Source organism: Peribacillus simplex (genome assembly GCF_001578185.1).
Taxonomy (GTDB): Bacteria; Bacillota; Bacilli; order Bacillales; family DSM-1321; genus Peribacillus; species Peribacillus simplex_A.
The window spans coordinates 4770774-4797605 of sequence record NZ_CP011008.1 but is presented as its reverse complement, the minus strand read 5'-3'; the positions used below and the strand labels follow the sequence as shown (position 1 = coordinate 4797605).

Annotated in this window: 23 protein-coding genes and 1 riboswitch; of the genes, 12 read left to right on the top strand and 11 right to left on the bottom strand. The window is 40.8% G+C overall.

Annotated elements, in window-relative coordinates; translation table 11 throughout:
* Positions 1-88: 88 nt before the first annotated feature.
* Entirely contained in the window at positions 89-1714 is a 1626-nt protein-coding gene (locus UP17_RS22490) for a M4 family metallopeptidase (RefSeq protein ID WP_061465367.1), read from the bottom strand.
* Between the two features lie 469 nt (positions 1715-2183).
* Between UP17_RS22490 and UP17_RS22485 the strand changes: the two genes are divergently transcribed.
* Both UP17_RS22485 and UP17_RS22480 read left to right on the top strand, forming a co-directional pair.
* Positions 2184-3668: an amino acid permease gene (locus UP17_RS22485; protein WP_061465366.1), complete on the top strand. Its 1485-nt coding sequence runs from the start codon at positions 2184-2186 to the stop codon at positions 3666-3668.
* Positions 3669-3960: 292 nt separating this feature from the next.
* Entirely contained in the window at positions 3961-4485 is a 525-nt protein-coding gene (locus UP17_RS22480; RefSeq protein ID WP_061465365.1) for a hypothetical protein, read from the top strand.
* Between the two features lie 102 nt (positions 4486-4587).
* On the opposite strand, the gene UP17_RS22475 is transcribed toward UP17_RS22480, so the two are convergent.
* From UP17_RS22475 to UP17_RS22465, 3 genes are all read right to left on the bottom strand, one after another.
* On the bottom strand, positions 4588-5763 hold the full coding sequence (locus UP17_RS22475) for an MFS transporter (RefSeq protein WP_061465364.1): 1176 nt from the start codon (positions 5761-5763) through the stop codon (positions 4588-4590).
* Positions 5764-5919: 156 nt separating this feature from the next.
* A complete protein-coding gene (locus UP17_RS22470; protein ID WP_061466270.1) occupies positions 5920-6222 on the bottom strand; it encodes an ArsR/SmtB family transcription factor in 303 nt (100 codons plus the stop codon).
* Positions 6223-6433: 211 nt separating this feature from the next.
* Positions 6434-7537, bottom strand: coding sequence for a 5-methyltetrahydropteroyltriglutamate--homocysteine S-methyltransferase (locus UP17_RS22465; RefSeq protein ID WP_061465363.1), 1104 nt, complete (start codon positions 7535-7537; stop codon positions 6434-6436).
* Between the two features lie 309 nt (positions 7538-7846).
* Positions 7847-7948: riboswitch (SAM riboswitch) on the bottom strand.
* A gap of 175 nt (positions 7949-8123) precedes the next feature.
* Here UP17_RS22465 and UP17_RS22460 point away from each other — a divergent pair.
* The 4 genes from UP17_RS22460 (at position 8124) to glpK (ending at position 11825) form a co-directional block, all read left to right on the top strand.
* Positions 8124-8552 carry a hypothetical protein gene (locus UP17_RS22460; protein ID WP_061465362.1) on the top strand — a complete coding sequence of 143 codons (429 nt, stop codon included), beginning with the start codon at positions 8124-8126 and terminating at the stop codon, positions 8550-8552.
* A 154-nt stretch (positions 8553-8706) separates the two neighbouring features.
* A complete protein-coding gene (locus UP17_RS22455) occupies positions 8707-9249 on the top strand; it encodes a glycerol-3-phosphate responsive antiterminator (protein ID WP_061465361.1) in 543 nt (180 codons plus the stop codon).
* A gap of 236 nt (positions 9250-9485) precedes the next feature.
* Entirely contained in the window at positions 9486-10310 is an 825-nt protein-coding gene (locus tag UP17_RS22450; protein ID WP_061465360.1) for an MIP/aquaporin family protein, read from the top strand.
* A gap of 24 nt (positions 10311-10334) precedes the next feature.
* Positions 10335-11825 (top strand): glycerol kinase GlpK, encoded by a 1491-nt coding sequence (gene glpK / locus UP17_RS22445; protein ID WP_061465359.1) that lies wholly within the window; start codon positions 10335-10337, stop codon positions 11823-11825.
* A 169-nt stretch (positions 11826-11994) separates the two neighbouring features.
* On the opposite strand, the gene UP17_RS28015 is transcribed toward glpK, so the two are convergent.
* Positions 11995-12459, bottom strand: a complete 465-nt coding sequence (locus UP17_RS28015; protein WP_155727460.1) for a hypothetical protein — start codon at positions 12457-12459, stop codon at positions 11995-11997.
* Here UP17_RS28015 and UP17_RS22440 point away from each other — a divergent pair.
* The 4 genes from UP17_RS22440 to UP17_RS22425 all read left to right on the top strand — a co-directional run bounded on the left by UP17_RS22440 (position 12447) and on the right by UP17_RS22425 (position 17292).
* Positions 12447-14099 (top strand): glycerol-3-phosphate dehydrogenase/oxidase, encoded by a 1653-nt coding sequence (locus UP17_RS22440; protein WP_061465358.1) that lies wholly within the window; start codon positions 12447-12449, stop codon positions 14097-14099. The genes UP17_RS28015 and UP17_RS22440 overlap by 13 nt on opposite strands.
* A 204-nt stretch (positions 14100-14303) precedes the next feature.
* On the top strand, positions 14304-15758 hold the full coding sequence (locus UP17_RS22435; RefSeq protein ID WP_061465357.1) for an alanine/glycine:cation symporter family protein: 1455 nt from the start codon (positions 14304-14306) through the stop codon (positions 15756-15758).
* Between the two features lie 211 nt (positions 15759-15969).
* Positions 15970-16674, top strand: a complete 705-nt coding sequence (locus UP17_RS22430; protein WP_061465356.1) for an MBL fold metallo-hydrolase — start codon at positions 15970-15972, stop codon at positions 16672-16674.
* A gap of 18 nt (positions 16675-16692) precedes the next feature.
* On the top strand, positions 16693-17292 hold the full coding sequence (locus UP17_RS22425) for a TetR/AcrR family transcriptional regulator (protein ID WP_061465355.1): 600 nt from the start codon (positions 16693-16695) through the stop codon (positions 17290-17292).
* A 452-nt stretch (positions 17293-17744) separates the two neighbouring features.
* Here UP17_RS22425 and UP17_RS22420 read toward each other — a convergent pair whose 3' ends face one another.
* Both UP17_RS22420 and UP17_RS22415 read right to left on the bottom strand, forming a co-directional pair.
* Positions 17745-19181 carry a 4-hydroxyphenylacetate 3-hydroxylase family protein gene (locus tag UP17_RS22420; RefSeq protein WP_061465354.1) on the bottom strand — a complete coding sequence of 479 codons (1437 nt, stop codon included), beginning with the start codon at positions 19179-19181 and terminating at the stop codon, positions 17745-17747.
* Between the two features lie 79 nt (positions 19182-19260).
* Positions 19261-19731 (bottom strand): cysteine dioxygenase, encoded by a 471-nt coding sequence (locus tag UP17_RS22415; protein WP_061465353.1) that lies wholly within the window; start codon positions 19729-19731, stop codon positions 19261-19263.
* 270 nt (positions 19732-20001) lie between these two features.
* Here UP17_RS22415 and UP17_RS22410 point away from each other — a divergent pair, with 270 nt between their 5' ends.
* Positions 20002-20424, top strand: coding sequence for an RrF2 family transcriptional regulator (locus tag UP17_RS22410; RefSeq protein ID WP_061465352.1), 423 nt, complete (start codon positions 20002-20004; stop codon positions 20422-20424).
* 182 nt (positions 20425-20606) lie between these two features.
* Here the strand turns inward: UP17_RS22410 and UP17_RS22405 are convergent, their stop codons facing one another.
* The 4 genes from UP17_RS22405 to UP17_RS22390 form a co-directional block, all read right to left on the bottom strand.
* Positions 20607-21827: a PucR family transcriptional regulator gene (locus UP17_RS22405; RefSeq protein WP_061465351.1), complete on the bottom strand. Its 1221-nt coding sequence runs from the start codon at positions 21825-21827 to the stop codon at positions 20607-20609.
* A gap of 134 nt (positions 21828-21961) precedes the next feature.
* A complete protein-coding gene (gene putP, locus UP17_RS22400) occupies positions 21962-23434 on the bottom strand; it encodes a sodium/proline symporter PutP (RefSeq protein ID WP_167556005.1) in 1473 nt (490 codons plus the stop codon).
* Between the two features lie 152 nt (positions 23435-23586).
* Positions 23587-25128, bottom strand: a complete 1542-nt coding sequence (pruA, locus tag UP17_RS22395) for an L-glutamate gamma-semialdehyde dehydrogenase (protein ID WP_061465350.1) — start codon at positions 25126-25128, stop codon at positions 23587-23589.
* A gap of 62 nt (positions 25129-25190) precedes the next feature.
* Positions 25191-26108 (bottom strand): proline dehydrogenase family protein, encoded by a 918-nt coding sequence (locus tag UP17_RS22390; protein ID WP_061465349.1) that lies wholly within the window; start codon positions 26106-26108, stop codon positions 25191-25193.
* Between the two features lie 412 nt (positions 26109-26520).
* Between UP17_RS22390 and UP17_RS28010 the strand changes: the two genes are divergently transcribed.
* Positions 26521-26697: a hypothetical protein gene (locus UP17_RS28010; protein WP_155727458.1), complete on the top strand. Its 177-nt coding sequence runs from the start codon at positions 26521-26523 to the stop codon at positions 26695-26697.
* Positions 26698-26832: the final 135 nt, after the last annotated feature.

Here is a 26832-nt window from a genome sequence, read left to right as displayed (position 1 = left end):
ATCATTCGGCCGGAAAATATATATACATACAAAAAACACCTCCGCTAGAAGTGAAGCTAGGGAGGTGTCGGTCATATAGGTAAATCCCTTAAATCACACCGACAGCTGTAAAGGCATTTTTGACAGCTGTGACTTCTGCACTGCTAGAACCGTATAAATCAGAGGCCGCTTGTATGACGGCCGCTCTGGCTTGTGAAAAAGTAGACGACGAAGTTAAATATGTTGTGTTTGCCCGATAAAAGATGGTTCCCAGTTTATCGATGCCGATTCCGGATACACTCACGCCATGGTGGGTTCCGCCTGCAGAGATTAAATAAGCTGCCTTATTAATGATTCCGCTGTTCGTGTGGACTCCGCCATTATCACCCGTTCCTGTATAACGGTTCGAATAATGGTCAGGGTCCCCATTCAATGTTGGATTAGCCATCGAGCGGAGTGCATCACCGGAAATGTTAGGTGTGTAAATATCTTCTCCGATCAAATAATCCGCTTTGGCACTTTGATTCTTAAATTCTACGACCGTGCCAAAAATATCAGATATCGCTTCATTCAAAGCACCGGATTCATATTGATAGGTAAGGTTCGATTCCGAGGAAGTGACGGCATGCGTCAATTCATGCGCAACGACATCGAGCCCGCCGGACAATGGGATGAACGTCGTGCCATCTCCATCACCGTAAACCATTTGGGTGCCATCCCAGAAAGCATTATTGTATCTCGAGCCATAATGAACGGTTGATTTCAGGATGGTTCCATTTCCATCATAAGAATTCCGTCCAAATGTGGATTTGTAATAATCATAGGTGTTACCTGCATAAAAATGGGCATCCACCGCAGCTTTATCGGTAGAAGTAGTAAAAGCATTTGTTGTGTTGGAAAAGAGTGTACCAGGCAATTTTGAACGGTTATTGGCATTATAGGTGAAAATGCCTTTGCCGCGTGTATTGTCTTGTAAATAGTATTGACCGTTGGATAAGGTAGTGTTCAACGATACGGTGTTGTTTAAGACGCCAGTGCCCGTTCCGACGGAATTGGTTCCCGTCACTTCATCTAGTGTATTGTATTTATTCAGGATTTTACCCGTTTTGACTGAAATGAAATAATTATGATTTCCAGGTTCCGGACTTAAGAATTTCAAATTGACTTTATATACATAATCGGCCTTGCCTTCATTTGCGTATACATATAGCTCAGATTCAGGTGATTGCTCGTAGGCAGGTGTGAACCCCAGATCCGCTTCCGCTATTTTGATAGCTTCAGATTCACTGATGCCTTTTTTAGCCTTTTTCCCTAATTTCGTGTTTAGATTGGCTTCAACCGTACCGGACACGACGGTCAATACACCTTTAGCGTCAATCAATACGGCTTGTGTGGAATTCCATACTGGTACGCCTTTATAGGTTTGTTGCAATTTAAGGACAGTATTGCCCAGTTCATCCTTGCTTTCTTTCTCGATCGTGAAGGAGTCCTTCGCCTTTTGCTTTTCTAGCTTGTAAGACTTTTTGTTCTCATCAAAAAAGGTAAGAATGATATCTTCTGCCGTTTGCTTTGAGGGTTCCGTAAGCTTCCCAGACTTGTATTCTAGCGAATCCCTATGCTTATTGTACTTTTCAACACTTAACACATTTTTTGCCGCTAAAGCTTCTTGATGGGGAATAGCAGAAAATAATAGACCGATGGATAGTGCAGTTCCTACAAATACCTTACCTTTCATAAACACTCAACTCCCTCATGAGAATACCTCATTTTTGCATCCTTTCATATTATTATCAATTGGAGAAAACTCGCAAAAAATATGACATTTAAAGTTATAAAATGGAGAAAAATGGTTTTTGGTAGATTTATTATTTCTGAATATTCTTACAGTAATATTTCAATTATGTAAAAGGATCTTAATATTTTCCCCGTTAAAAATCCTGCTTTTTTATAAGTGCAAAAAACCGTGGCATAAAGTGCAAAAAACCGTGGCGTAAAGTGCAAAATATTTTGTCTATTTAAGTCGTTTTTTTTGATAATTTGTTGAATATTGCGGTTTTTTAATTCTGGCATAGAACTTGCATATATATCAGAAAAGGAATATTCGATTGTAAATTAGCTCTATTTGAAGGTCGATGAAATAGGAAAATTTATTAAATGGATTTCCCCATAAATGAAAGCGCTTATATAGAAAGGGATGAAAATTTATGATACCAAAACAAGAAAACGACATCTTGCAGCATCCTCCAAAGCAAGAAGAACAGGGATTAAAGCGCGGTTTAAAATCTCGTCATTTAACGATGATTTCCATTGGAGGGGCGATTGGCACCGGACTGTTTCTTAGCAGCGGGGCAGCTATCCATACAGCTGGACCAGGTGGCGCATTACTTGCTTATGCCTTAGTTGGGGCAATGGTGTACTTCGTGATGACCAGCTTAGGGGAACTGGCCGCCTTTATGCCGACAAGCGGTTCATTCAGTACCTATGGAACGAAATTCGTCGATCCGGCATTTGGGTTTGCCTTGGGATGGACGTACTGGTTCAATTGGTCGATGACCATAGCGGCTGAATTGTCAGCCTCAACAATGATCATGAAATTTTGGTTTCCGAATAGTCCATCGTTATTGTGGAGTTCATCATTCTTGGTGCTCATTTTCCTATTAAACTACTTATCTGTTAAAGGATACGGTGAAGGGGAATACTGGTTTTCCTTCATAAAAGTAACAGCCATCGTTATTTTTATAATCGTTGGAATACTAATGATTGTCGGCATCATGGGTGGCGAAGCAGTAGGTTTTAAAAACTTCACAGTCGACGACGCTCCTTTCCCGGGTGGGTTCATGGGTGTCTTCATCGTATTCATAGCGGCTGGCTTTTCTTTTCAGGGTACCGAAATTGTCGGCGTGGCTGCCGGTGAAAGTGAAGATCCTGCACGGAATATACCAAAGGCCATTAAAAGTGTCTTCTGGAGAATCCTGCTCTTTTACGTATTGGCAATCTTTGTGATAGGACTGCTTATCCCTTATACAAATTCAAGTTTACAAGGGGATAACGTCATGGTAAGCCCGTTCACGCTCATATTTGAAAAGGCTGGTGTGGCCTTTGCAGCTTCGCTTATGAATGCCGTCATTTTAACAGCGGTATTATCAGCAGGTAACTCTAGTCTATATGCATCTACGCGTATGTTATATTCAATGGCAAAAGATGGACAAGCACCGCGCATTTTTGCAAAACTTAATAAACGCGGCGTACCGGTTGCAGGAATGATTTTGACGTGCTCAATCGGAATGCTAGCCTTTTTAGCTTCCGTATTCGGTGATGGTAAAGTGTATATTTGGTTAATGAATGCGATTGGAATAACAGGATTTATCTTTTGGCTCGGCATTTCCATCAGCCATTACCGTTTCCGCAAAGCATTCATCGCTCAAGGCAATTCTTTGGAGAAGCTTCCATATAAGGCATTATGGTTCCCGATAGGGCCAATCTTCGCCATTTTAATTGGCATGATCGTCATCCTGTCCCAAAATATCCAAGCATTTTTCTCAGACCAGATTGATTGGGGCAGTGTTATAGCTGCATACCTGGGAATCCCGCTTTTCCTTGGCCTTTGGCTTGGCTATAAACTGGTAAGAAAAACTAAATTCGTTAAACTTGATGAAGTAGAATTTGACTTTGACAAAAAATATGAATGAACAAGCGTAAAGTAAAATCAGCCGGACAATTTAATTGTCCGGCTTTTATTTGTTTATCAATAGGCTCATATTAAAGGCCGAAAAATAGGAGATAGAACGAATTAAACGGAGATAGGACGAATTAAGTAGGAGTCCGATCGGATTGGAAACAGTCAAATTTAAGTTGGTGGATGAAGAAATTGTTCTCTTATCATTATGGAAATCCACACATACCTGCTGTGAAATTTTACTAGTTATAACTAATGTGGGCAGGGTATCAGAGTAGCATCCTGGTAAGGAGGGTTGCTTAAACATGTTTGGTCTCTCTGATATCATTAAATTTCTATTTTCCTTTTTTTTGATCATGCCAATCGTTACGCTGATACATTTGAGCGGGCATATTTTCTTTGTTACGATCTTTGGGGGATCAGAAAAGAAGATCTTGATCGGTTGTGGTAATAAACTTTTCGCCTTTCGGAACATAGAGGTGAGGAAATATTATTTTTGGAATGGGACTTGCGAGTTCAAGGGATTAAAACATGATAATCGATTGACGAATACGCTGATATATTTAGGGGGGGCTATCTTTAATTTAGTCAGCATGCTGATCATATATAGCTTAGTGTATCAGAATATCCTGGACAGCTCGGTGATCTGGTATCAATTCATCTATTTTTCTTTCTATATTATGTTTTTCTCCTTGTTTCCGATGTATTTCGCGGACGGGTCGCCTAGTGATGGGAAGGCTGCGGAATTGGCCTTGAGGAACAAGCTGGAAGATAGGGTGACGGATGATATATTTGTGAAGAAAATGGATGATGATGATAGCTGCAAGTAAAAAGGGGACGTGCTAGTGACCGTTCCTTTTTTGTTTGCTTTCAGCTTTAGGATTTATCATAAGGCTAAAATCTAGCCTTATGATGAATGTTTATATAACGGTCTAGGATTTTATGGATTGTGCTATTTTACTGCTTGACGATGAACTTGAAAGGACCAGAACTATGACTATGGCAATGACAACCCCTGTTGCATCGATCCAGGTTATGGAAGCAAGGGATACTTGTTCTACAGCAACACCGCCAATTCCAGCACCTGCCGCCATGGCCAATTGCATCATCGACTGATTCAGACCGAGCATGACTCCTGATGATTCAGGTTCAAGGGTCGCTAAATGATATTGCTGTGTCGGCCCTGATGACCATGCTGCGAACGACCATAATGTAAGGATTATCAAAACGCCCATCAATGAATTCGTAACGATGGATAACATGATGATCATCATAATATGCAGCGCCATACCGCCAATTAGTGTAAATGATACACCCCATCGATCCGTACTATAACCGCCAAACTTTGATCCGATCAAGCTTGCGATACCGAATATAAGCAAGGCCGTGCTAAGTAGAGAGTCACTTATCCCTGATACGGATAGCAGGTAAGGGGATAGATAGGTATAAGCTATCGAGTATCCGCCAAGCCAGAAGAAGGTTATCGATAATCCAAGGGCAACTTTCCTTTTTTTAAGAAGGGCCAGCTGCTGGAGAAGTGGTACTGGTTTATCCCCTTTGGTAGGAGGAATGGTAAAGAATAAAACGATCATGGCAATCAGGCCGAATAGGGCGATTCCGCCAAAGACGGATTTCCACCCGAATGCATCTGTCATGATTCTTCCAAGAGGTACGCCAATGATAAGGGAAGCTGTAAACCCCATGACAACTGTCGCAATAGAACTTGCTTGTTTATCTGGCGGAGCAAGCTTAGCGGCAATATTCAGTGCGGTGACTACAACCAATCCTGCACCAAGTGCCATGATTATGCGTGCAAATAGAAAAGGTCCAAAGCCTGGTAATAGAAAGGCAAGCAGATTGGCCACTACGAATAGTCCAAGGGAATACAACATTAATCTTCGTCTGTCTAAACTTGCTGTCAAAGCCATGAGAATGGGTGTACCGATTGCGTAGACAAGGGAGAAAATTGTAATGAGCTGTCCTGCGGCAGCAAGGGTCACTCCAAGAGAATCCGCAATCTTATCCAAAATTCCGGATATGATGAATTCGGATGTTCCTACTAAAAAACTGATAATCGCTAACATGTAAATTTTCCATGTATTAAGCAAAATAAATTCACTCCTCATTAAGGATTATTAATTTTATATAAAGACATATCGCAATATGTTAATATGTATGAATAAAAAAATAAACATATCGCGAAATATCGAAATGTTAGAGAGAAAAATGAACCCAACCCTCTAAGGTACGGATCAGGCTCATTTTCATACTTCTTCTTTCAAGAAATCAGTAATTTTTGAGATCGCCTCTTCATCTCGTTTGTAATACGTAAACTTTCCTATCCGCTCCGTTTTAATCAATCCTGCTCTAAGAAGCATCGAGAGGTATTGAGAGGCCGTGGACTGGGTCATGTTTAATTTTTCCGTAATCTGACTTACGCAAACGCCGGTTTCCTTCATGTCTATTCCCTCATGAGGGGTGAAGTGGAGTTCAGGCGCCTTGAGCCATTGTAAGATTTGCAACCTGGATTCATTGGATAATGCTTTAAATATCTCGATTGTTTTCATACATTTCATTATATCGAGAATTATCGATATGTCAAATGGTTTTATCATTCATCGTTAGTTTTATAAATAGCAAAACTTGATACCGTTATCTAAAGAGTCATTAAAGGAATGGAAATGTATTATTGCAAGAACCTAATCGGCTCCCGTATCAGTGCGGGCCGATTAGGTTGTACAAATCCTGTAAATCAGAATTAAAGTCTCCGCTAAAAAATCATTTCCATACTTCTTTTGCTACATCAACGACGAATTTCAGCTTTTCCCATTGCTGTTCTTCGGTCAGCTTGTTGCCGTGATGGGTGGAGGCGAAGCCGCATTGCGGACTTAAGCATAATTGTTCGAGAGGAACGAAGTGCGAGGCTTCTTCAATGCGTGCCTTAACAGCTTCCTTGTCTTCGATTTCTCCATTTTTTGAAGTGACGACACCCAGTACGACCCGTGCACCGCCATTTGGAATGTATTCCAATGGCTTGAAATCTCCTGAGCGTTGATCATCATATTCCAAGAAAAATCCATCCACTGTTTCTTTTGCCAATAAAGTTGGGGCGATACGGGCATAGCTTCCTTCAAACGCCCAAGTCGACTGATAGTTCCCACGACATAGGTGTGTAGTGACGACAAGGTCTTCTGGTTTGCCTTCCAATGCGCCATTAATTACGCGAAGTGCAAGATCGATTAACTGTTCCCTCGTATATTTTCCATCTTTGAACTGGAAATCCGGAGCTGAAAGTCTGGCAATATATACATCATCCAATTGAAGATAACGTACACCTGCTTCATAAAAAGCCTTCAAAGCATGCTGATACGCTTTGATGATATCATTAGCATAGTCTTCAATATCAGGGTAGATGTCTTTATTATGAATGCCTACAGCAAATAATTGATTCGGACTGGGAATGGTTTGCTTGGCAACGGCGCGTCCGTTCACGATTTTGTTCAATTCAATGAAATCGCGAATGAAGGGATGTTCAGGATTGAATGAAACCTTCCCGGTATTGCGAACGTTATATCTCTCTGTTTCCACACCATCGAATGTGAGACCTTTTTCAGTCACATATCCCTCGATGCCATTTAAATGTTCGAGGAAGTCAAAGTGCCACCATGTTCGTCTGAACTCACCATCCGTCACGGCCTCCAATCCAACTTCAATTTGTTTTTCGACAATCCGATTGATTTCTTCGGTTTCAACTTCACGAAGCCGCTCTGCTGAAATGGTACCTTCCTTAAATTGCTTTCTGGCAATATGTAAACGTTCTGGTCTTAATAAACTTCCGACGTGATCGGCCCTGAATGGTGCCTTCGTTAATGTGATTGACATGTTGCATTCCTTCTTTCCTTTTAAAAATAGGCTCTTTTCACATACTTTGTTGCTATTTACCAGGTAGTGAGTTGTGGTTGATTTCCCCTCCAGATGCTCGCTTTCCGCGTGGCGGGCGGTGAGCCTCCTCGGCGTAAACGCCTGTGGGGTCTCACCTGTCCCGCTGCTCCCGCAGGAGTCTAGCACTTCCGCTCCAATCAACCTTAAATAGTTTCGTTTTAAAAACAACAATCTTTACGAAAAGAGCCTAAAAATAAAACACCTCTTCTTAAAAATAAGAAGAGGTGTTGGCAGCAAAGCTATATACTCTTCTTATCTTCAAGTTTCTACACTTCTGGAATTAGCACAGTACATGATCAGTCTGTTGCTGAGGCATCAAAGGGCCAGTCCCTCCACCTCTCTGGATAAGAGTTGTCTATTAAATTAATTAAGACTATACAGGTAGTTTTTATAAAGGTCAAGTAATGAAGATGGAAGATTTCGAATATACCGATTATTAATATGGGCTGAAAGGTTAACTACATCAGGGAACCCGGCATATGCTATAACCGACGTTTCATATGAGCGGCAGGAGGGGAATGCAAGGATGAGTACATTCAGTCCATTCAAAAATGGCATACCGATAACGGTAACTGCAGCCATGATAGAGAGAATTATAAAGATGAAATCATATGATCAGGTTATTAAAGTCGAGATTACACCAAAGCATATAGTGCTTTCCGGAACGACGGAAGTGAAAAAAATGATGTTTAAGAAAAACGTGGCTTTCCGGATTACATTAAAACCGGTTCACGTGGAAAAAAGAACGATTTCATTTGAATTAGTGGAAATGGAGCCTATTGACAGAAATTTCATTAACCAAAGGATATTTAACAAACCGCCATTTTTTGAATTCGAAAATAGAACGATCAAAATGAATGTTAATGCTTGGAACATCGTGAGAAAAATCCCTGTGGGCACAATTAAATCGTATGAGCTGGTCGAAGGTGCATTGAAAATGAAACTTTCAATATGATGAATCGTTTTTAGCCACAATATTTAAAGGGGTTGCCAGGTATGTTAGTGTAAGGGGAGGGTGAAATGCCATACCTCAAAATATGTTTGATAAATCAAGTTCTATAAAATATACTAAATTACTTATAGTTTTCCAGGAGATAAGGGGGGAAATAATGGACCAGAAGATTTTGCCTGCTTCGGCAAGCATGAAGGATTTCGAAAGATTTTTAGAAAGTTCCTATGAAATTGGTGTGTTTCTTGATTTGCATATATCACAATTGAAAAATGTAAGTATGATGGCAAAGCAGCATAATAAAAAAATGATTTATCATGTCGATTTGATCCATGGCATAAGAAGTGATGAATATGCGACAGAATTCATTTGCCAGGAATATAATCCATATGGGTTGATATCGACTAAATCAAACGTCATTTTGAAAGCGAAGCAAAAAGGGGTCATTGCCATCCAGCGAATCTTTTTAATAGATTCACATGCTCTGGAGAAAAGTTATAAGCTGGTGCAGAAAACCAAGCCGGACTATATCGAAGTATTGCCAGGCGCTATGCCATGGATGATAAAAGAGGTGAAGGAACGATTGCAGACACCGATTTTTGCAGGCGGCCTCATACGTACTTCGGATGAAGTCCTGAACGCCCTTGATGCTGGAGCGTCGTCAATCACCACTTCCAAAACTGAATTATGGGATATCGTTTAATGGGTCGAACGAGGAAGTTGAAAAAAATTACAGAAAAATAGAATAATTCCTCGCCAAATAATTGACAGCGTTTTCACAAACTAGTATATTGTAAATTATAAGTTAATATATGTGACGGAGACTAGGAGATTCACAACAGATCTATTCATAATTTATTTTATGAAGATAGTTCTGCTGTGGATCTCCTTTTATTTGTTGGCATGGTTTAAAAATTTATCAGGGGAGGGGTTTTATTCATGACTCCATTTTGGGGAGAAGTGGTAGGCACGATGATTTTAGTTTTATTCGGAGCAGGTATTGGGGCTGGTTCATCCTTAAAGGGTTCTTATGCAAAAGATGCCGGCTGGATCGTCATCACGATTGCATGGGGATTGGCTGTTACCATGGGTGTTTTTGCAGTGGGGTCCATAAGCGGGGCACATTTAAACCCGGCTGTTACAGTAGCATTAGCTATCAATGGAGATTTTCCTTGGACTGATGTGCCAGCGTACATCATGGCCCAAATGATAGGGGCAATTATAGGTGCGACTCTTGTATTCCTGCATTATTTACCTCACTGGAAAGCTACGGAGGATCCAGGTACAAAGCTTGGTGTGTTTTCAACCTCACCGGCTATCCCACATACTTTTTCAAATCTATTAAGTGAAATGATTGGTACGTTCATCCTTGTTCTTGGCTTATTGTTTATTGGAGCCGGCGAGTTTACAGAAGGTCTGAACCCATTTGCTGTCGGTTTATTGATTGTTGTCATCGGGATGTCGCTAGGAGGAACGACAGGCTATGCCATAAACCCTGCCCGTGACCTTGGACCTCGTATTGCTCACTTCCTGCTGCCAATACCGGGTAAGGGAAAATCAAATTGGGGCTATGCTTGGATTCCGGTTGTTGGTCCGATTGTCGGTGGAGCACTTGGAGCTGTCTTCTATAAAGCGGTCTTTTTAGGTGAATTGACGACAGCCTTTTGGGCTGTTTTAGGAGCAAGTCTGATAATATTGGTGTTAGCATATACTTTTGGAAAAAAGCAATCAAGTGAGTTAGAAATTAGCAACATGGCTAGTTAAATTAAAAAAGGGGGGAAACACAGTATGGAAAAATATATCTTATCATTGGATCAAGGAACAACTAGTTCACGGGCGATTTTGTTTAACGAAAAAGGCGAGATCGTCCACTCGTCCCAAAAGGAATTCACGCAGCATTTCCCTAAGCCGGGCTGGGTAGAGCATAACGCCAATGAGATTTGGGGATCAATTTTAGCGGTAATTGCCGGTGTACTATCGGAATCAGGTGTAAAGCCAGAGCAAATTGCCGGTATTGGGATCACCAATCAGCGTGAAACGGCAGTCGTTTGGGATAAGGAAACAGGTACCCCTGTTTATAATGCGATTGTATGGCAGTCAAGGCAAACAAGTGAAATCTGTGATGATTTGAAGGAGAAGGGACTTAATGATCTATTCCGGGATAAAACGGGATTGTTGATAGATGCTTATTTTTCCGGAACGAAAGTGAAATGGATCCTCGATAATGTGGAAGGGGCACGACAAAGGGCGGAGGAAGGCAAGCTGTTATTCGGTACCATCGATTCTTGGCTGATCTGGAAGCTTTCAGGAGGCAAAGCTCACGTAACGGACTATTCCAATGCATCCCGGACATTGATGTACAATATCCATGAACTGAAATGGGATGAAGAACTGCTGGAGATATTGACTGTGCCGAAGTCGATGCTGCCAGAGGTTAGACCTTCTTCTGAAGTGTATGCCCATACGATTGAATATCATTTCTTCGGCCAGTCGATTCCAATCGCAGGAGCAGCCGGTGACCAACAGGCGGCATTATTTGGCCAAGCTTGTTTTAATGAAGGAATGGCAAAAAATACGTATGGAACAGGTTGTTTCATGCTTATGAATACGGGAGCCAAGGCTGTCAGTTCCGAACACGGACTATTGACGACACTTGCTTGGGGATTGAATGGGAAGGTTGAATATGCATTGGAAGGCAGTATATTCGTAGCTGGCTCCGCAATCCAATGGCTGCGTGATGGTCTGCGGATGCTTAATGATGCCAAGGACAGCGAAGCTTACGCAAAGCGGGTGGAAAGTACAGATGGAGTATATGTAGTACCGGCGTTTGTTGGGCTTGGGACTCCATATTGGGACAGTGAAGTACGGGGAGCCATTTTTGGTTTGACGCGCGGGACATCAAAAGAACATTTCATTCGTGCCACACTTGAATCACTGGCGTATCAAACGAAGGATGTCCTTGATGCAATGGAGGCGGATTCGGGAATCGAGCTGCAGACATTGAGAGTGGATGGCGGGGCAGTCAAGAATGACTTTTTAATGCAGTTCCAAAGCGATTTATTACAGGTGCCAGTCGAAAGGCCGACAATAAACGAAACTACGGCACTCGGGGCGGCGTATTTGGCGGGCCTTGCTGTCGGGTATTGGAAGGACCAAGAAGAAATATCTCAGCAATGGGCGGTGGACAAAACCTTTAAACCATCCATGGAAGTGCAAGATAGAGATAAATTATATGAAGGCTGGAAAAAAGCTGTACATGCAGCAATGGCTTTTAAATAAAAAACAAAGCGAAGTCTTTCTAATATAAGCTAGAGTATGATATACTAAAATCAAGTTAATAACTCGGCCGGAGAACAGGAGAGACCATGAATGCGTTATCGTGAATTCGATAATGTGCATTTATGGTCTCTCTTTTTTGTTTTTAAAGGCAGATTAGGGATATTAATATCTATATGGACACTATGAGAACAAATGAACCAATTGAATATAAGGGTAAACAGCGCGAATTCACGAGTAAACAGCGCGAATTCACGAGTAAACAGTGCGAACTCACGAGTAAACAGCGGAATTCACGAGTAAACAGCGCGAATTCACGAGTAAACAGCGCGAATTCACGAGTAAACAGTGCGAACTCACGAGTAAACAGTGCGAACTCACGAGTAAACGTGCAGAACTCACGAGTAAACAGCGCGAATTCACGAGTAAACAGCGCGAACTCACGAGTAAACAGCGCGAATTCACGAGTAAACAGTGCGAACTCACGAGTAAACGTGCAGAACTCACGAGTAAACAGCGCGAACTCACGAGTAAGCAGTGCGAATTCACGAGTAAACGTGCAGAACTCACGAGTAATACAGGCTAATTGACATTGGAAGGCATTACTTAAAGGAGGATTCAGGCATGAGGTTTTCAAATTTATATCGGAAAGAAACGATCGAACTTCTGAAAAAAGAACAATATGATGTGGTAGTCATTGGTGGGGGAATTACCGGTGCAGGGATTGCCCTGGATGCAACGACCCGTGGAATGAAAGTGGCATTGGTTGAAATGCAGGACTTTGCGGCAGGCACATCAAGCCGTTCAACAAAGCTTGTCCATGGTGGTTTGCGATATCTTAAGCAATTTGAAATAAAAATGGTTGCTGAGGTTGGAAAGGAGAGAGAGATTGTTTATGAAAATGGGCCACATGTGACTACACCAGAAAGAATGCTGCTCCCGATGCATAAAGGCGGCACCTTTGGGAAATTCAGTACATCCATTGGACTCCGAGTCTATGATTTCCTGGCAGGCGTTAAAAAAAGCGAACGAAGGAAAATGCTATCGGTTAGTGAAACACTGAAAATGGAACCCCTTGTAAAGAAAGAAGGGCTTAAAGGCGGAGGCCATTATGTTGAATACCGAACAGATGATGCACGGCTAACGATCGAAGTCATGAAGGCAGCGGTCGATAAAGGTGCAACACCGATAAATTATACAAAAGTAGATAAATTGTTATATGAAAATGGAAAGGTGAACGGCGTCCAAGTTGCTGATTTACTTTCGGGTGATGTTTATGAAATATACGCAGACAAAGTTATTAATGCAGCAGGTCCATGGGTTGATTCCATCCGTGAAAAAGACCAATCGAAAAAAGGGAAAACGCTGAAGTTATCAAAAGGTGTTCATGTGGTCATCGACCAATCGAAATTCCCATTGAAGCAGGCGCTTTATTTTGATACACCAGATGGACGGATGATTTTTGCCATCCCGAGAGCCGGTAAGGCTTATGTAGGGACTACGGACACTTTTTATGATGGTGATCCTGCAGTGCCAACCGTTACATCCGAAGACCGTGCCTATTTATTAAAGGCGATAGATTATATGTTTCCGGAAGTGAAAATTTCGGATGAAGATATCGAATCAAGCTGGGCTGGAGTGAGACCGTTGATTCTTGAAGAAGGAAAAGATCCTTCTGAAATATCAAGGAAAGATGAAATTTGGGAGTCCGATTCGGGCCTTATCACGATTGCTGGAGGAAAATTGACCGGCTATCGCAAAATGGCAAAAACGACGGTCGACCTTGTGGCAGGGAAGCTTTCCCAGCAGTCCAATAAGACTTACCGAGCCAGCAGCACTAAAGGAATGCCAATTTCGGGCGGGGATGTCGGGGGATCAAGCAACTTCTCCTATTATATCAAGCAAAATATTCAAATGGGGGTAGACTCAGGAATTGCTGTTAAAGACTCCGAGGATATATTGGCCATGTACGGGTCTAACGCACCTGTGTTATTCAATATCGCCAAAAGCGAACGAAACGGAGGAATAAGCACTGGCATTCCGCAGAAATTGTTCGTACAGCTGAAATATGCACTTGATCATGAAATGGCTGCAACTCCAGTGGACTTTTTCTTCCGCAGGACCGGGACCTTGTTATTCGATATTGATTTAGTCCAAACGCATAAAAATGCAGTGATCGATTATATGGCTGGATATCTTGGATGGTCAGAATCGACAAAAATGGAGAGAACCAATCAATTGGAACAGGAAATACTCGGTGCGATTAGAGTATCTTGACCTATATGCAAAAAAATGACGCCGGCGGAATTGCTGGCGTTTTTTTCAATTCGGGAGGAAAGTATGGATATCTCAGTTGGAAAAATAAAAAAGTGGCATGTTAGGTCTTTTGACGCAAAAACTATTGTTTAATGCATTAAGATGAAATATAATCAAAAATAGATAAGTTTGAATTTTCAAAATATAATCAAAGGGGGAGCTTGATTGTCTGATTTTATTACGGCTTTAAATGGAGTTTTGTGGAGCACACCTGTCATTTACATTTTATTGGGAGTAGGTTTAGTATTCTCGATTTTGACCCGTTTTCTGCAAGTAAGGCATATTAAGGAAATGGTCGTTTTGATGTTCCAAGGGAAAAGTTCTGAAGCGGGCGTTTCCTCTTTCCAGGCTTTATCCATAGCTCTTTCGGGTCGGGTCGGTACAGGTAACATTGCTGGTGTGGCGACGGCTATCGCTTTTGGTGGTCCTGGTGCCGTTTTTTGGATGTGGGCCATAGCCTTCATAGGAGCATCAAGTGCGTTTGTGGAATCGACCTTAGCTCAAATATATAAAGTCAAACAAGACGGTCAATATCGAGGGGGCCCTGCCTATTATATTGAAAAAGGAATGGGCGTGAAGTGGTTTGCTGTTCTTTTTGCACTCGCTGCACTAGTAGCCATGGCCGTGCTGATGCCTGGTGTTCAGTCCAATTCAATTGCTGCCGGAATGGAGAATGCATTTGGCATTAAACCTGCAATCACAGGTATAGCTATCATCCTTTTACTTGGTTTCATTATATTCGGTGGTGTAAAACGGATAGCCAATGCTGCGCAAATAATCGTACCGTTTATGGCCCTTGGCTATATATTACTTTCTGTTGTCATCGTCATAATGAATATTACAGAATTACCAGGTGTCATTTCATTAATATTCAGAAGTGCCTTTGGGATGGATTCTGCATTTGGCGGGCTCATCGGAATGGCGATAGCATGGGGAGTGAAACGCGGAGTTTATTCGAATGAGGCGGGGCAAGGCACAGGTCCTCACCCGGCTGCTGCGGCAGAAGTTTCGCATCCTGCCAAACAAGGTCTTGTACAAGCATTTTCTGTCTATATCGATACATTGTTCGTTTGTTCAGCAACGGCTTTCATGATCTTATTTACAGGTATGTATAATACTCAAGCGGAAAATGGATCATTCATTGTCAATAATCTAGCAGATGTAACACCGGGCCCAGGGTATACACAAGCGGCCATCGATAGCGCAGTACCGGGATTTGGTGCTGGGTTTGTTGCTGTTGCGCTTTTCTTCTTCGCTTTTACGACGATCATGGCATACTATTATATTGCAGAAACGAATATTGCTTATTTAATGCGCAAGCGGAATAGTAAGTGGGCCATGTTTGCATTGAAACTCATCATTCTTGCGGCTAGTTTCTATGGAACCATTCGTACGGCAGAGCTGGCTTGGGCATTAGGTGATGCTGGATTAGGGATTATGGTATGGCTCAATGTCATTGCCATTTTAATTCTCGCTAAACCAGCACTTATTACCTTAAAGGATTATGAGAGGCAAAAGAAGAAAGGTTTGGATCCCGTTTTCGACCCTAAACCGTTAGGCATTAAGAACGCCGATTTTTGGGAGAATGAATATGTCGGCGACAAGGAAAATGTTTCCTGAAAATAAATGAATATGATGTAATACATGAAAAACCAGCTCAAGGTAATTGAGAGCTGGTTTTTTATGGTTTTTCGATAACTAGGGATATTTTGTTAGCATCATTGTGAGACTGACCGTGATGTTTTAGTTAAGTATGGAATAATATCGTAAAACTAATCATATTAGTTACAATATTAATTACATTAGTTTTGAGGGAGGAGTTTGATTAAAGATGAAGATGACAAAGGTTGGTACAGTATTTCAACTATCTTTCATGCCACGTGTATTTCCCGTAAACTGTTATTTAGTAGAGGAAGAGAATAGCCTTACACTAGTAGATGCAGCATTACCCTATAGCGGAAAAAACATAATGAAAGCGGCGCAAATTATTGGAAAACCGATAACAAGAATAATAGTTACTCATGCTCATGATGATCATGTTGGTGCACTTGACGGGCTAAAAGCATCAATGCCTGATGTACAAGTGAGTATTTCTATTAGGGAAGCATCATTACTTGCTGGTGATGTCACGCTCCTGCAAAATGAAAATCCAATCCGTGGCGGAGTCCCTAAGAATATTCAAACTCGGCCAGACTTACTGCTTAAAGAGGGTGACCGTATCGGTTCATTGGAAGTTATTTATTCACCTGGACATACCCCTGGTTCGATATCGCTTCTTGATACCCGTAATCATAGTTTAATTGTCGGGGATGCCCTGCAAACAAGAGGTGGAACTGCGGTTTCTGGAATGATCAAGCCTTTATTTCCATTCCCATCCTTTTACACATGGGATAAACTTATCGCACTTGAAAGTGCAAAGAAATTAAGAAGTCATAAACCAGCTTTACTTGCTGTAGGTCATGGAAAGATGCTGGAACACCCTGGGAATTCTATGGACAGAGCAATAGTTGAAGCCGAATTAAAACTTCAACAATGAAAAAGGAGGTTAAAATGGATGTCTAAACGTATAAGGTTGGATTTGTCCATCATTTTACAGAAAGCGACTGAACTAGTTGATGAAAACGGCCTTGATCATCTTACTTTAGGGCAGTTGGCTGAGGAATTACAAATACGGCCCCCCTCGTTATATAACCATTTAGACGGCCTAAATGGATTAAAACAGAAACTAGCAGTAAATGGAGTTAAAAAACTTTATGAATACATGATTCAAGCAACAGTGGGACGTTCCGGTGATGATGCAATCAGGGCACTTAGTGAGGCGTATGTTGAATTTACTAGAGTTCATCCAGGCCTTTATGATGCCACCACCCGTTTTCCAAATTCTGAAGACATGGAATTACAGCAAGCACAGCAAGCAGTTTTGGAGTTTGTTGTCCAAGTACTACAAGCCTATGATTTAAAGGAAGAAATGGCGATTCACTTGGTGAGAGGATTAAGGAGTATTTTACATGGATTTACTTCAATTGAAAAAATGGGTGGGGTTGGAATGCCAATTGATATCGATAAAAGTTTTTCTATTCTGCTAAATACATATATAGAGGGAATCCATTCAATTGTAATGAATAAAGATAAATATGATCTGGTGGAAGGTTAAAATGGGTTATCTGGCAGTCTTGCAGATGGTAAACTTATCCCTTCGATTTTCATTAGAAATTTTTGCACTTGCTGTATACGGTCATCGGGGTTTCAAAGTGGGAAACGCCGGTATTATGAAAGGGCATTGTCATCCCACTTGGAATAGCGATCCTCTGGGGGGGATTTGGTTCCCCTAGGCTAGTATACAACTATCAGCGCAACTTCATTTCGTGCTGGAGGCATTTATTTTCTTGGTTCCAGAAGGATTACTTTTGTCCCTTAAAAGCGTTAAATTAGCTTGGATCTATGGAGTTATCGTGATTTTAAATAGATTTTTCATGTGGCTCTTGGAACAATATAGTGCAAAGTAAAGAAGGTTTTCAAATTACAGTACCTGTTTCATCATGGTCTTCCGCTTAAATCAAAGCTGATGGACTTCCTGCTTGGAATATTTTGCTGTGACCCTAACTATTAATGATCTAAATATTTTTCTAACATTTGTTTAAATCTTTTTTTATCATAATTATTATACTGATTAGCTATATTGCGTATTGGATCTCCTGCATAAAAACGTTCATATAATTCATGCCTAGATCCTAAAGGACTCCCCACAAGATCCCAGGCTAATTTAAATAGTTTTGTTCTCTTTTCTGCCTCCAGATTCGCTCCTTTAAAATATTTTTTCAGCAAATCCGATAAGGGACTTTGGAAGTCCTGTACACTTGAGGGTAATTGAATGAATCCTCCGGCCCCTATGAGCTGTAAGATTTCTATGGCACGGGGATAATATTTGGTCCCGAGGTTTCTGGCTGTTTCAATGTACGTGAAATTTGGGATGAACGTTTGATATTGATCTAGCTTTCCTTCCCTTTCCGAAGCTATCAATAATGCTCTAATCGTTTCAACCTGGATTAATAGTTCCCCTATTTTTTCTTGAACATGCAGATAGGCATCGGCCCCTATTGCTTCAGCAATCTCACAAGCTATTGCTGTAACGAATTCCAGCTTAGTTAATAGCCGAACGATAGCCTGATGATACGCTAAGCCATTTGATGCGGGATTCAATTTAATTTGCAGCAAAGCATCAGCGTTGTCGTAAAGTAAAACACGTTCCCAGGGGACGAATACATTGTCAAAAATTAATAAAGCATCCATCTCGTCGTACCTTGAACTTAGAGGAGAATCCACTATTTTTGTCTGATTTGCAGCAAAGGATTCCCGACAAACCATATGCAATCCAGGAGAGTTGGCCGCAACAATAAGCATATGAGCTATGGATTCCTGTTCTTCTTTCAGATTTACGAGGGGATATACAATTAAATCATTCGAATAGGGTGCTGCGGTACCAATCATTTTGGCTCCACTTAAGAAAACACCATCACTCGTCTTTTTTGTAATTCTTAATAATCCTAGATCCTTTATATCTTTGAAGGATTGATTGGCACGGTTAATCTGAGGATCTCGTTGCACTACACTAAAAAAAAGATTCTTATCTCTTGCTTCTTCATAATAAGCTTTAATTTTATGGGGAAAGTGTTCATCAAACTTTTTATAGTCCTCCCGCGATGCATACCATCCTGTTAACCTTGATCTAGCATAGTCTGACAAACGGCTCATCACGCCATCTGTTGTTTGACTCCAAGTTTCAAAGGCTATCCTTCTCCTCAGTAAATCATCATAAGAGTGTGGAACTAAAAAGGCTGAATGGACAAACCCTCTCGTTTTGGGACTAAGGTAGCCTACCGAGTTTCTCTTTTGTGAATCATCCATCATATTAAATAACTCAGAGATCGTAGTTAATGTACCTTTAAAGTTCTCATCTGTTGTGACATCAATTTTTGTTCCGTTTAACCAAACACTTCTTCCGTCTTGTAGGCTTTGGATAAATTGATCGCCTTGCGAATTCATAACAACCTCCTAATGAACCATGGTTTTTTTGATTGTGAAATATATCATCTCTTTCTCTTTTAGATTATTTGTGATTATCTTATGGGGAAGTATAGATTGTTCCGCCTTTTAATGGTGGAGTGTAAATATGAAAGGTAATAACAGGAGAAGTGGTGGGATTATACATCATGTGAATGGTATCTTCTTTAACAAGGAGGATTTCATTTTGGGAAAACTCCTCTATTTGATCATAAATTGGATTAGATTCTTTCTCTTCCGACTTATATAATACGTTTAAAAAATCACCAGCTACCACAAAAATGCATCCAATAGACAATCCATGATCATGGATAAGAGTCCTGGCCATACTAGGTAAATGAATGACAATTACTTCGACATTTTCGGATTTGTAAATAACATTCCTTCCGTATTCTAAATCCATCGGTTCAGTAACATACTTAGAAACCTCATGAAAAGTTAGATTTAAAGATTGAACGGCTTGTACTAAATTACCTTCATCATACGAGGGTAAATTATCGAAAGTGCATTTGACAGACTCTAAAAAATCCATTCTTCGCGTCTCCTTACAAATAAGATAGTGTTCATTTTTTACAATGAGGAAGTTGAACTTGTCCTGTTATTAAAGGGTTTTAATATTTTCTTTCTATATTAAATTGTTCCATAGAAACATGATTAAATTTGTCAACTTTCTGAAATATAGTATGAATAAAGTATATAGATGTGCATTTCCAGGAATGAAATAGACACAAAATTCCACGTATATAATCTTCATTCATAAAATAGCATGATATAAAGTGTATTGGCTGGGAGTGATGATCATATGAAGATTTCAAGTAAGGGGGAATATGCATTAAGAGCTTTAATAGCTTTAGCAAAGAACGAAAAAGGACTCATGCAGATAAAAGATGTTGCGAATGAGACGTTAGTGTCGCCTCAATATCTGGAGCAAATTCTCTTACATTTAAAAAGTCACGGTTATGTTAAAAGTAAAAGGGGGGTCTACGGAGGGTATAGCTTAAAGGAATTGCCCAATCAGATTATCATTGGAAACGTAATTCGGGACTTAGAAGGACCGCTTGCCCCTATGAGCTGTGTAAGTATTACAGCATATGAATATTGTCCCCTTGAAGATAATAACTGTTTATTAAAACCCCTTTGGGCACTGATTAGAGATCAAGTGGCAGAATTGCTTGATCATACAACTTTGGAAGATCTTTTGGAAGGTAATATTTATAAAAATTAATCGGTGCCAAAATCATATGCACCCCACTGACTGTGCAAGTGTATAGGTAAATAAAACAGCCGATTGGACTTGATATGATAAAAGCGTACAAACAATGTATAAGGAGAGAGGAACACGGCGGAATAGCTGCTTTTCCTCTCTCCTTAGATGGTTGAAGCTCTCGGCCTCAAAATAGGAATGCCTTAAGATTTCTGCTTTATAAGCTGTAAATCGATGTATAGTTGTATTCTCGAATGAAAGTCATCAAAATCGATTGTAGTGAGATCGGCTATTTGGTTCAATCTATATTTCAATGTGTTGGTATGAATGTATAGCTGTTCAGCTGTCGGTTTGATCCGGCAATTGTTCAACAGATATATTTCCATTGTTTGAATGAGTTTGGTTTGGCTTTCCTGGTCCTTTTTTTGAAGAATCTGTAAATCGTTATTGATATAATTCGTTTTAGTATGATGATTGGAGATCATTTCGAGGTAACGGAAAATCCCCAGCTTGCTATATTGGAAAGGAAACTGTTCAGGCTTACCGATGAACTTGGCTGCATTGATCACTTCAAGTGCTTCGAGATAGGATTTTCTTAATTGAAGAATCGAAGAATACTCATTTCCGATTCCCGGGAACACCCTTTGATCATTGAATTGGGCAAGAACCGTGTTCGTTAAATCATTGGCGCTATCAGAAAGCAGGTCTTTCCCTTTACCATTGCTGCCAATTAAGACGATGATTTTCAATTGGTTTGTGAATACATGGGAAAAATGATTCAATGCATTGGCGAATAGACTGACTGTATCCGCTAATTCATCGAAATGTTCCGCATCGGATTGAGCGATGGTAAAGACATTAATAAGGAATGTTTCCGGAATGAGAAGATTCATATTGGCCGCTTCCCATTTTATTTGGTTTTCAGTTTGATAGACTTCGTCAATGACCTTTTGATAAAACTCATTTTTCTCTTCATCTTTTTTCATGTTTATCTGTTTTTTCTGATGGAGGAGCTTGCCGATATGATGGGAAACCTCATGTAAAAATTCCAAATCGGAATCAGGCATCGTTTCCGTCTCTTGGACCCAAATGAATCCGAACACCTGCCCTTTGTGGACAGCGCTTACAACGACTCTTTGATTTAAGCCGATTTCCTCGATTTGTTTCACCCTAAATGGATGCTCCACCGTTTTAAGCTGTTCGACAATGCCCTCATCCATGAATTTCTCCAGAATTGGAATCGGCCAATGCTTTGTGAAGATGGTTTGCCGATTGGCTTGGTCGAAGTGTTCGATATAATATGAACTATATGCCAGCAATAAAAATTGGTCATTTTCGATGACGACTGGTTTTTTTAAATAAGTGCTGACCATATCCGTTATATCGTTGATGTTTGTGAGAGTCAGGATTTTTTCTAATGACATATATGGCCCCCTGTTTTTTGAATTGGAAGATAACTTAGTTTAATAATACTTTTAAACGGAAGATGTGTATAGGGGCAAGAACAAAGAAGGAACGGTATATGAAAAAAATTTCATATACCGTTCCTTTAGGGGATCTATTTTTCTTTTAATGTTCTTTCAAACTCTTCGAACTTCTCTTCTACTTCCCTAGAAGGCTTGGCTGTAAGAAGACTGACCACTATGATGGCAATCAAGCTTGCGCCAAAACCAGGAATCATTTCATAAAGCGTATCTGATAATCCTGCCATTGACCAGAAAATGACAGTAGCGGCACCAACGACCATCCCTGCTAATGCCCCCCATCTTGTCATGCGTTTCCAGCAGAGGCTTAGTAAGACCAATGGACCGAATGAAGAACCGAATCCAGCCCAAGCATACCCGACAAGTCCAAGAATCGTGTCATTCTTTTCCCAAGAGAGGAAAAGAGCGATGATAGATACGATCAGTACAGAAAGTCTGCCCAAGAAGACAAGCTCTTTATCTGAAGCGGAACGACGGAAGAAGGTTTTGTATATATCCTCGGTTAAAGAGCTGGCTGTAACCAAAAGCTGCGAAGAAATCGTGCTCATGACGGCTGCCAGTATTGCTGAAATCAAGAAACCAGTAATGAATGGGTGGAATAGTATTTCCCCTAACTCTATGAAAATCGTTTCAGGATCATCTAATTTGAGATTGTTCTGAGAAAAATAAGTGATTCCGATGAATCCAGTCAGCATGGCACCGATACTGGAGAAAATCATCCAGCCCATACCGATATTACGGGCTTTTTTGATTTCCTTAACAGAACTGATCGCCATAAAGCGGACAATGATATGAGGCTGTCCGAAGTAGCCCAGTCCCCAAGCAAATAATGAGATGATTCCTAAAAAGCTCGTCCCAGTGAATATATTCAATAGAGCTGGATCAATGGAACGTGGCGTGTCAATCGAAGGACCGAAACCGCCCACATGGATAAGGGTAACGATCGGTACAAGGATCAAGGCAACGAACATGATGATTCCTTGAACAAAGTCTGTCCAGCTTACTGCCAGGAATCCGCCGAATAAAGTATAGGCGACAACAACGCCTGTCAAGATCCAAAGGCCTGTATGGTAATCAAGGCCAAATGTACTTTGGAATAACACTCCGCCTGATACCATTCCGGAAGAAACGTAAAAGGTAAAGAATATTAGGATAACCAAAGCGGAAATGAGTCTTAAGATCCGTGAGCCCTCGCCAAAACGATTTTCCAGGAAAGCGGGGATCGTAATGGAGTTATTGGCGACTTCCGTATAGGTTCTCAATCTTGGTGCAACATACAGCCAGTTCGCGTAGGCTCCTAATGTCAGCCCGATTACGATCCAGATGGAACTTAGTCCTGTTGCGAACATGGCACCAGGCATCCCCATCAAAAGCCAACCGCTCATATCTGCGGCACCGGCGCTCAATGCAGTGACAGCCGGACCAAGACCCCGGTCGCCCAGCATGTAATCATTTAAATTGGAAGTCCTTTTGTAAGCGAAGTAACCAATGAAAAGCATGCCCGTCATATAAATGCTGATGGAAATTATTAATGAGTAATCAATCATATGAAGACTCCTTTCAGGAATTTTTTTGTTTTAAAAGAGGAAGCAACTTATTTGTCACTTCCTCCATTTCCCCTCGTTTTTCGTATCGCAGAATGGAAGATACAAAAAACGAGGGAATTCAAATCTTCTTTAAATTGCATAATGGGACAATATCAGAACGTTTCGGAAGTTGTTTTGGCTTGCATATGAAGCTGCAAGTAGTCCGGTCCGCCTGCCTTGGAATCGGTTCCTGACATGTTGAACCCGCCGAATGGCTGATAACCTACGATTGCACCAGTACAGCCGCGGTTGAAATACAAGTTACCCACATGGAATTCTTCACGTGCCTTTTCCATATTAAGGCGGTTTGTCGTAATGACAGCCCCAGTCAAACCATATTCTGTGTTATTGGCAATTTCAAGAGCTTCGTTAAAGTCCTTCGCTTTTGTAAAGGCAACGACTGGTCCGAAGATTTCTTCTTGCATCAAACGGGCTTGCGGATCGACATCAGCGACGATTGTCGGTTGAACGAAGTAGCCTTTAGAGCTATCTCCTTCTCCTCCAGTCAGAATGCGTCCTTCTTGGTTTCCGATTTCAACGTAGCTCATGATTTTATCAAAAGCAGCTTGATCGATAACCGGTCCCATGAAATGATTTTCTACAGGATTACCAACTGTAAGCTGTTTTGTTAATTCAACAGCGCGAGCTAAAACTTGATCATATACATCTTCAACGATGACAGCACGGGAGCAAGCAGAACATTTTTGTCCCGAGAAGCCAAATGCAGATTTCACGATCGATTGAGCAGCCAATTCCAAATCAGCCTCTTTGTCGACGACGATCGTATCTTTTCCGCCCATTTCAGCAATGACACGCTTCAGCCAAACTTGGCCTTCGTTCACTTCTGAAGCCCGTTTGTAAATACGCAGACCTACATCACGTGAACCAGTGAAGGAAATGAAACGTGTTTTTGGATGATCAACCAGGTAGTCGCCCACTTCGGCTCCGTTTCCTGGAACGAAATTCAAGACACCTGCTGGAAGGCCGGCTTCAAGCATCACTTCAACGAATTTCGCAGCAACAATAGGAGTAGTCGAAGCTGGTTTTAATAGGATTGTGTTACCAGTTACGATAGCCGCAACAGCTGTACCTGCCATGATGGCAAATGGGAAGTTCCAAGGAGAAATGATGATGCCGACTCCTAATGGAATGTAATCATAGCGGTTAAATTCTCCTGGACGGCTTTGAACTGGCACACCATCTTTAAGCGTCAACATTTGACGGGCATAGAATTCAAGGAAATCGATCGCTTCCGCTGTATCGGCATCAGCCTCATTCCAAGGTTTTCCTGCTTCTTTTGTCAATAATGCAGAGAACTCATGCTTGCGTCTGCGAATGATGGCAGCAGCTTTGAATAAAACGTCAGCACGGATTTCCGGCTTCACTTTTTTCCAGCTTTCAAAAGCGGAAGAAGCTTCCTGCATGGCCTTTTCAGCAAGATCCCTGTTCGCTTTCGATACTCGGCCGATGACCTCTTCCTTATCTGCAGGGTTATATGAAACGATTTTCTCATCAGTCGTCACTTTTTCTGCCCCGATATAAAGAGGGTAGTCTTGCCCTAAGTAGCCTTCAACAGTTTGAAGAGCCTCCTGATAAGCTTTCTTGTTTTCCTCGTTTGTAAAATCGACAAATGGTTCATGTTTATATGAAATCATTGATAATCACACCTTTTAATAGATTTTTTGTAGCAATCAAGAATGTTGAATATTGAATATATTTAGCTTCTGACCATCCCTTTGAAGGCAAAAGCAATATTGGATGGCCTTTCCGCAAGCCTTCTCATGAAGTATCCATACCAATCCAGACCATATGGTACATAGACGCGCATTTTGTAACCTTGCTTGACCAATTCGTATTGGGTTTTGTTTCTCATCCCATAAAGCATTTGAAATTCGAATTGTGTATTCGGGATGTCATACTTCTTGGCAAGCTCTTTTGTATATTCGATGATTTTGTCATCATGTGAGGCGATGGCCGTATAATTACCGTTAAGAAGACTTTGCTTAATCAACTTTTTATAGTTTTCATCTACATCATCCTTTTCGGGAAAAGCCACCTCAGGAGATTCCTTGTAGGCACCTTTTACGAGACGCAGGAATGGCTTATATTGGGCAAGGTCCTCCAAATCTTTCTCTGTGCGGAATAAATATGCTTGTAGAACAGTACTTATGCAGCTGTATTTTTCTTTGAAATGTCTAAAGATATCGATTGTAGCCTGACAGCGAACTTCATCTTCCATATCGATTGTGACCATGACTTTATGTTTTTCTGCTGTATCAAGGATTTTAGTCATATTCTCAATGACGAGATTATGATCGATATCTAGCCCCAATGAAGTCATTTTTAGAGAAACTTGTGAATCAAGTTTTTCCCTGCTGATCATTTCGATGGTTTCGATGCATTCTGCCGTCCGTTCCTGAGTCACTTCCTTGGAATCAACGAATTCCCCAAGATGGTCGACAGTAACCGACAAGCCACTATTATTAAGTTGTTTGATGAATTTAATGGAACTTTGGAAATCAGTTCCCCCAATGATCTTTCCAGCAGCAAAACTTCCGCCGCTTTTCTTAGCAATATTATTAAGCAGATTATTTTTAGATAAAAATAAGAAAAAGTCTCTTGTAATGGCTTCCATATAAGCGCACCCCCTAAGAAGATGTATTTCAATAAATTAAGCTTACGATTTTTCGACAATCTTCACAATGTTCTAAAAAAACAATAATAATGCCTCGCTTTTGTCAGTTATGGACAAATGAAAAGGTTTTCATTTCATCATTTTTAGTGGGAAGAAGGGGAGGTTGGTATATTTACTTAAAGAGAAAAGCTAGAAGGTAAGACAATAAGTAGAAAGGGATAACGGAAATGAAATTAGATAGTACGTTTAAAGGTGCTAACTCGACCATAATCATCCAATGCGTTATAATGAACCTTATTTACCAGAATGGTTACAAGGATCCAAAGAAACATGATTAGATGAAGCTGTTCAGAATTTAAATGGGTGAAAACCGTAAAAATAAGTTGCATCGGCAAGCCGGGGAGGGTAAGAAATGGGTGCTATATTTGATGCTATATTTGAAGAATTTAAAGAAACATCAGGATTGATAATAGGCTTAATTTTGGCTCTGGTAATAATGGGGCTGATCGGTTATGCCCTCACGAATGTCCGTGAAGCCGTTGTTTCACCTATTGTTCGCTTCATTAAGAAACTGGTCAGTCGAAAATAGATGTAGCGGAATACATACATCCCCTTTGTCCCTAACCGATAACAAGCCCTTTTTTAAAGAAATCCCTGCAGGGTTTGTCTAAAAAGGACAAATGAACTGCAAGATATTAGCATATCATCCGAAAATGAAGAAAAT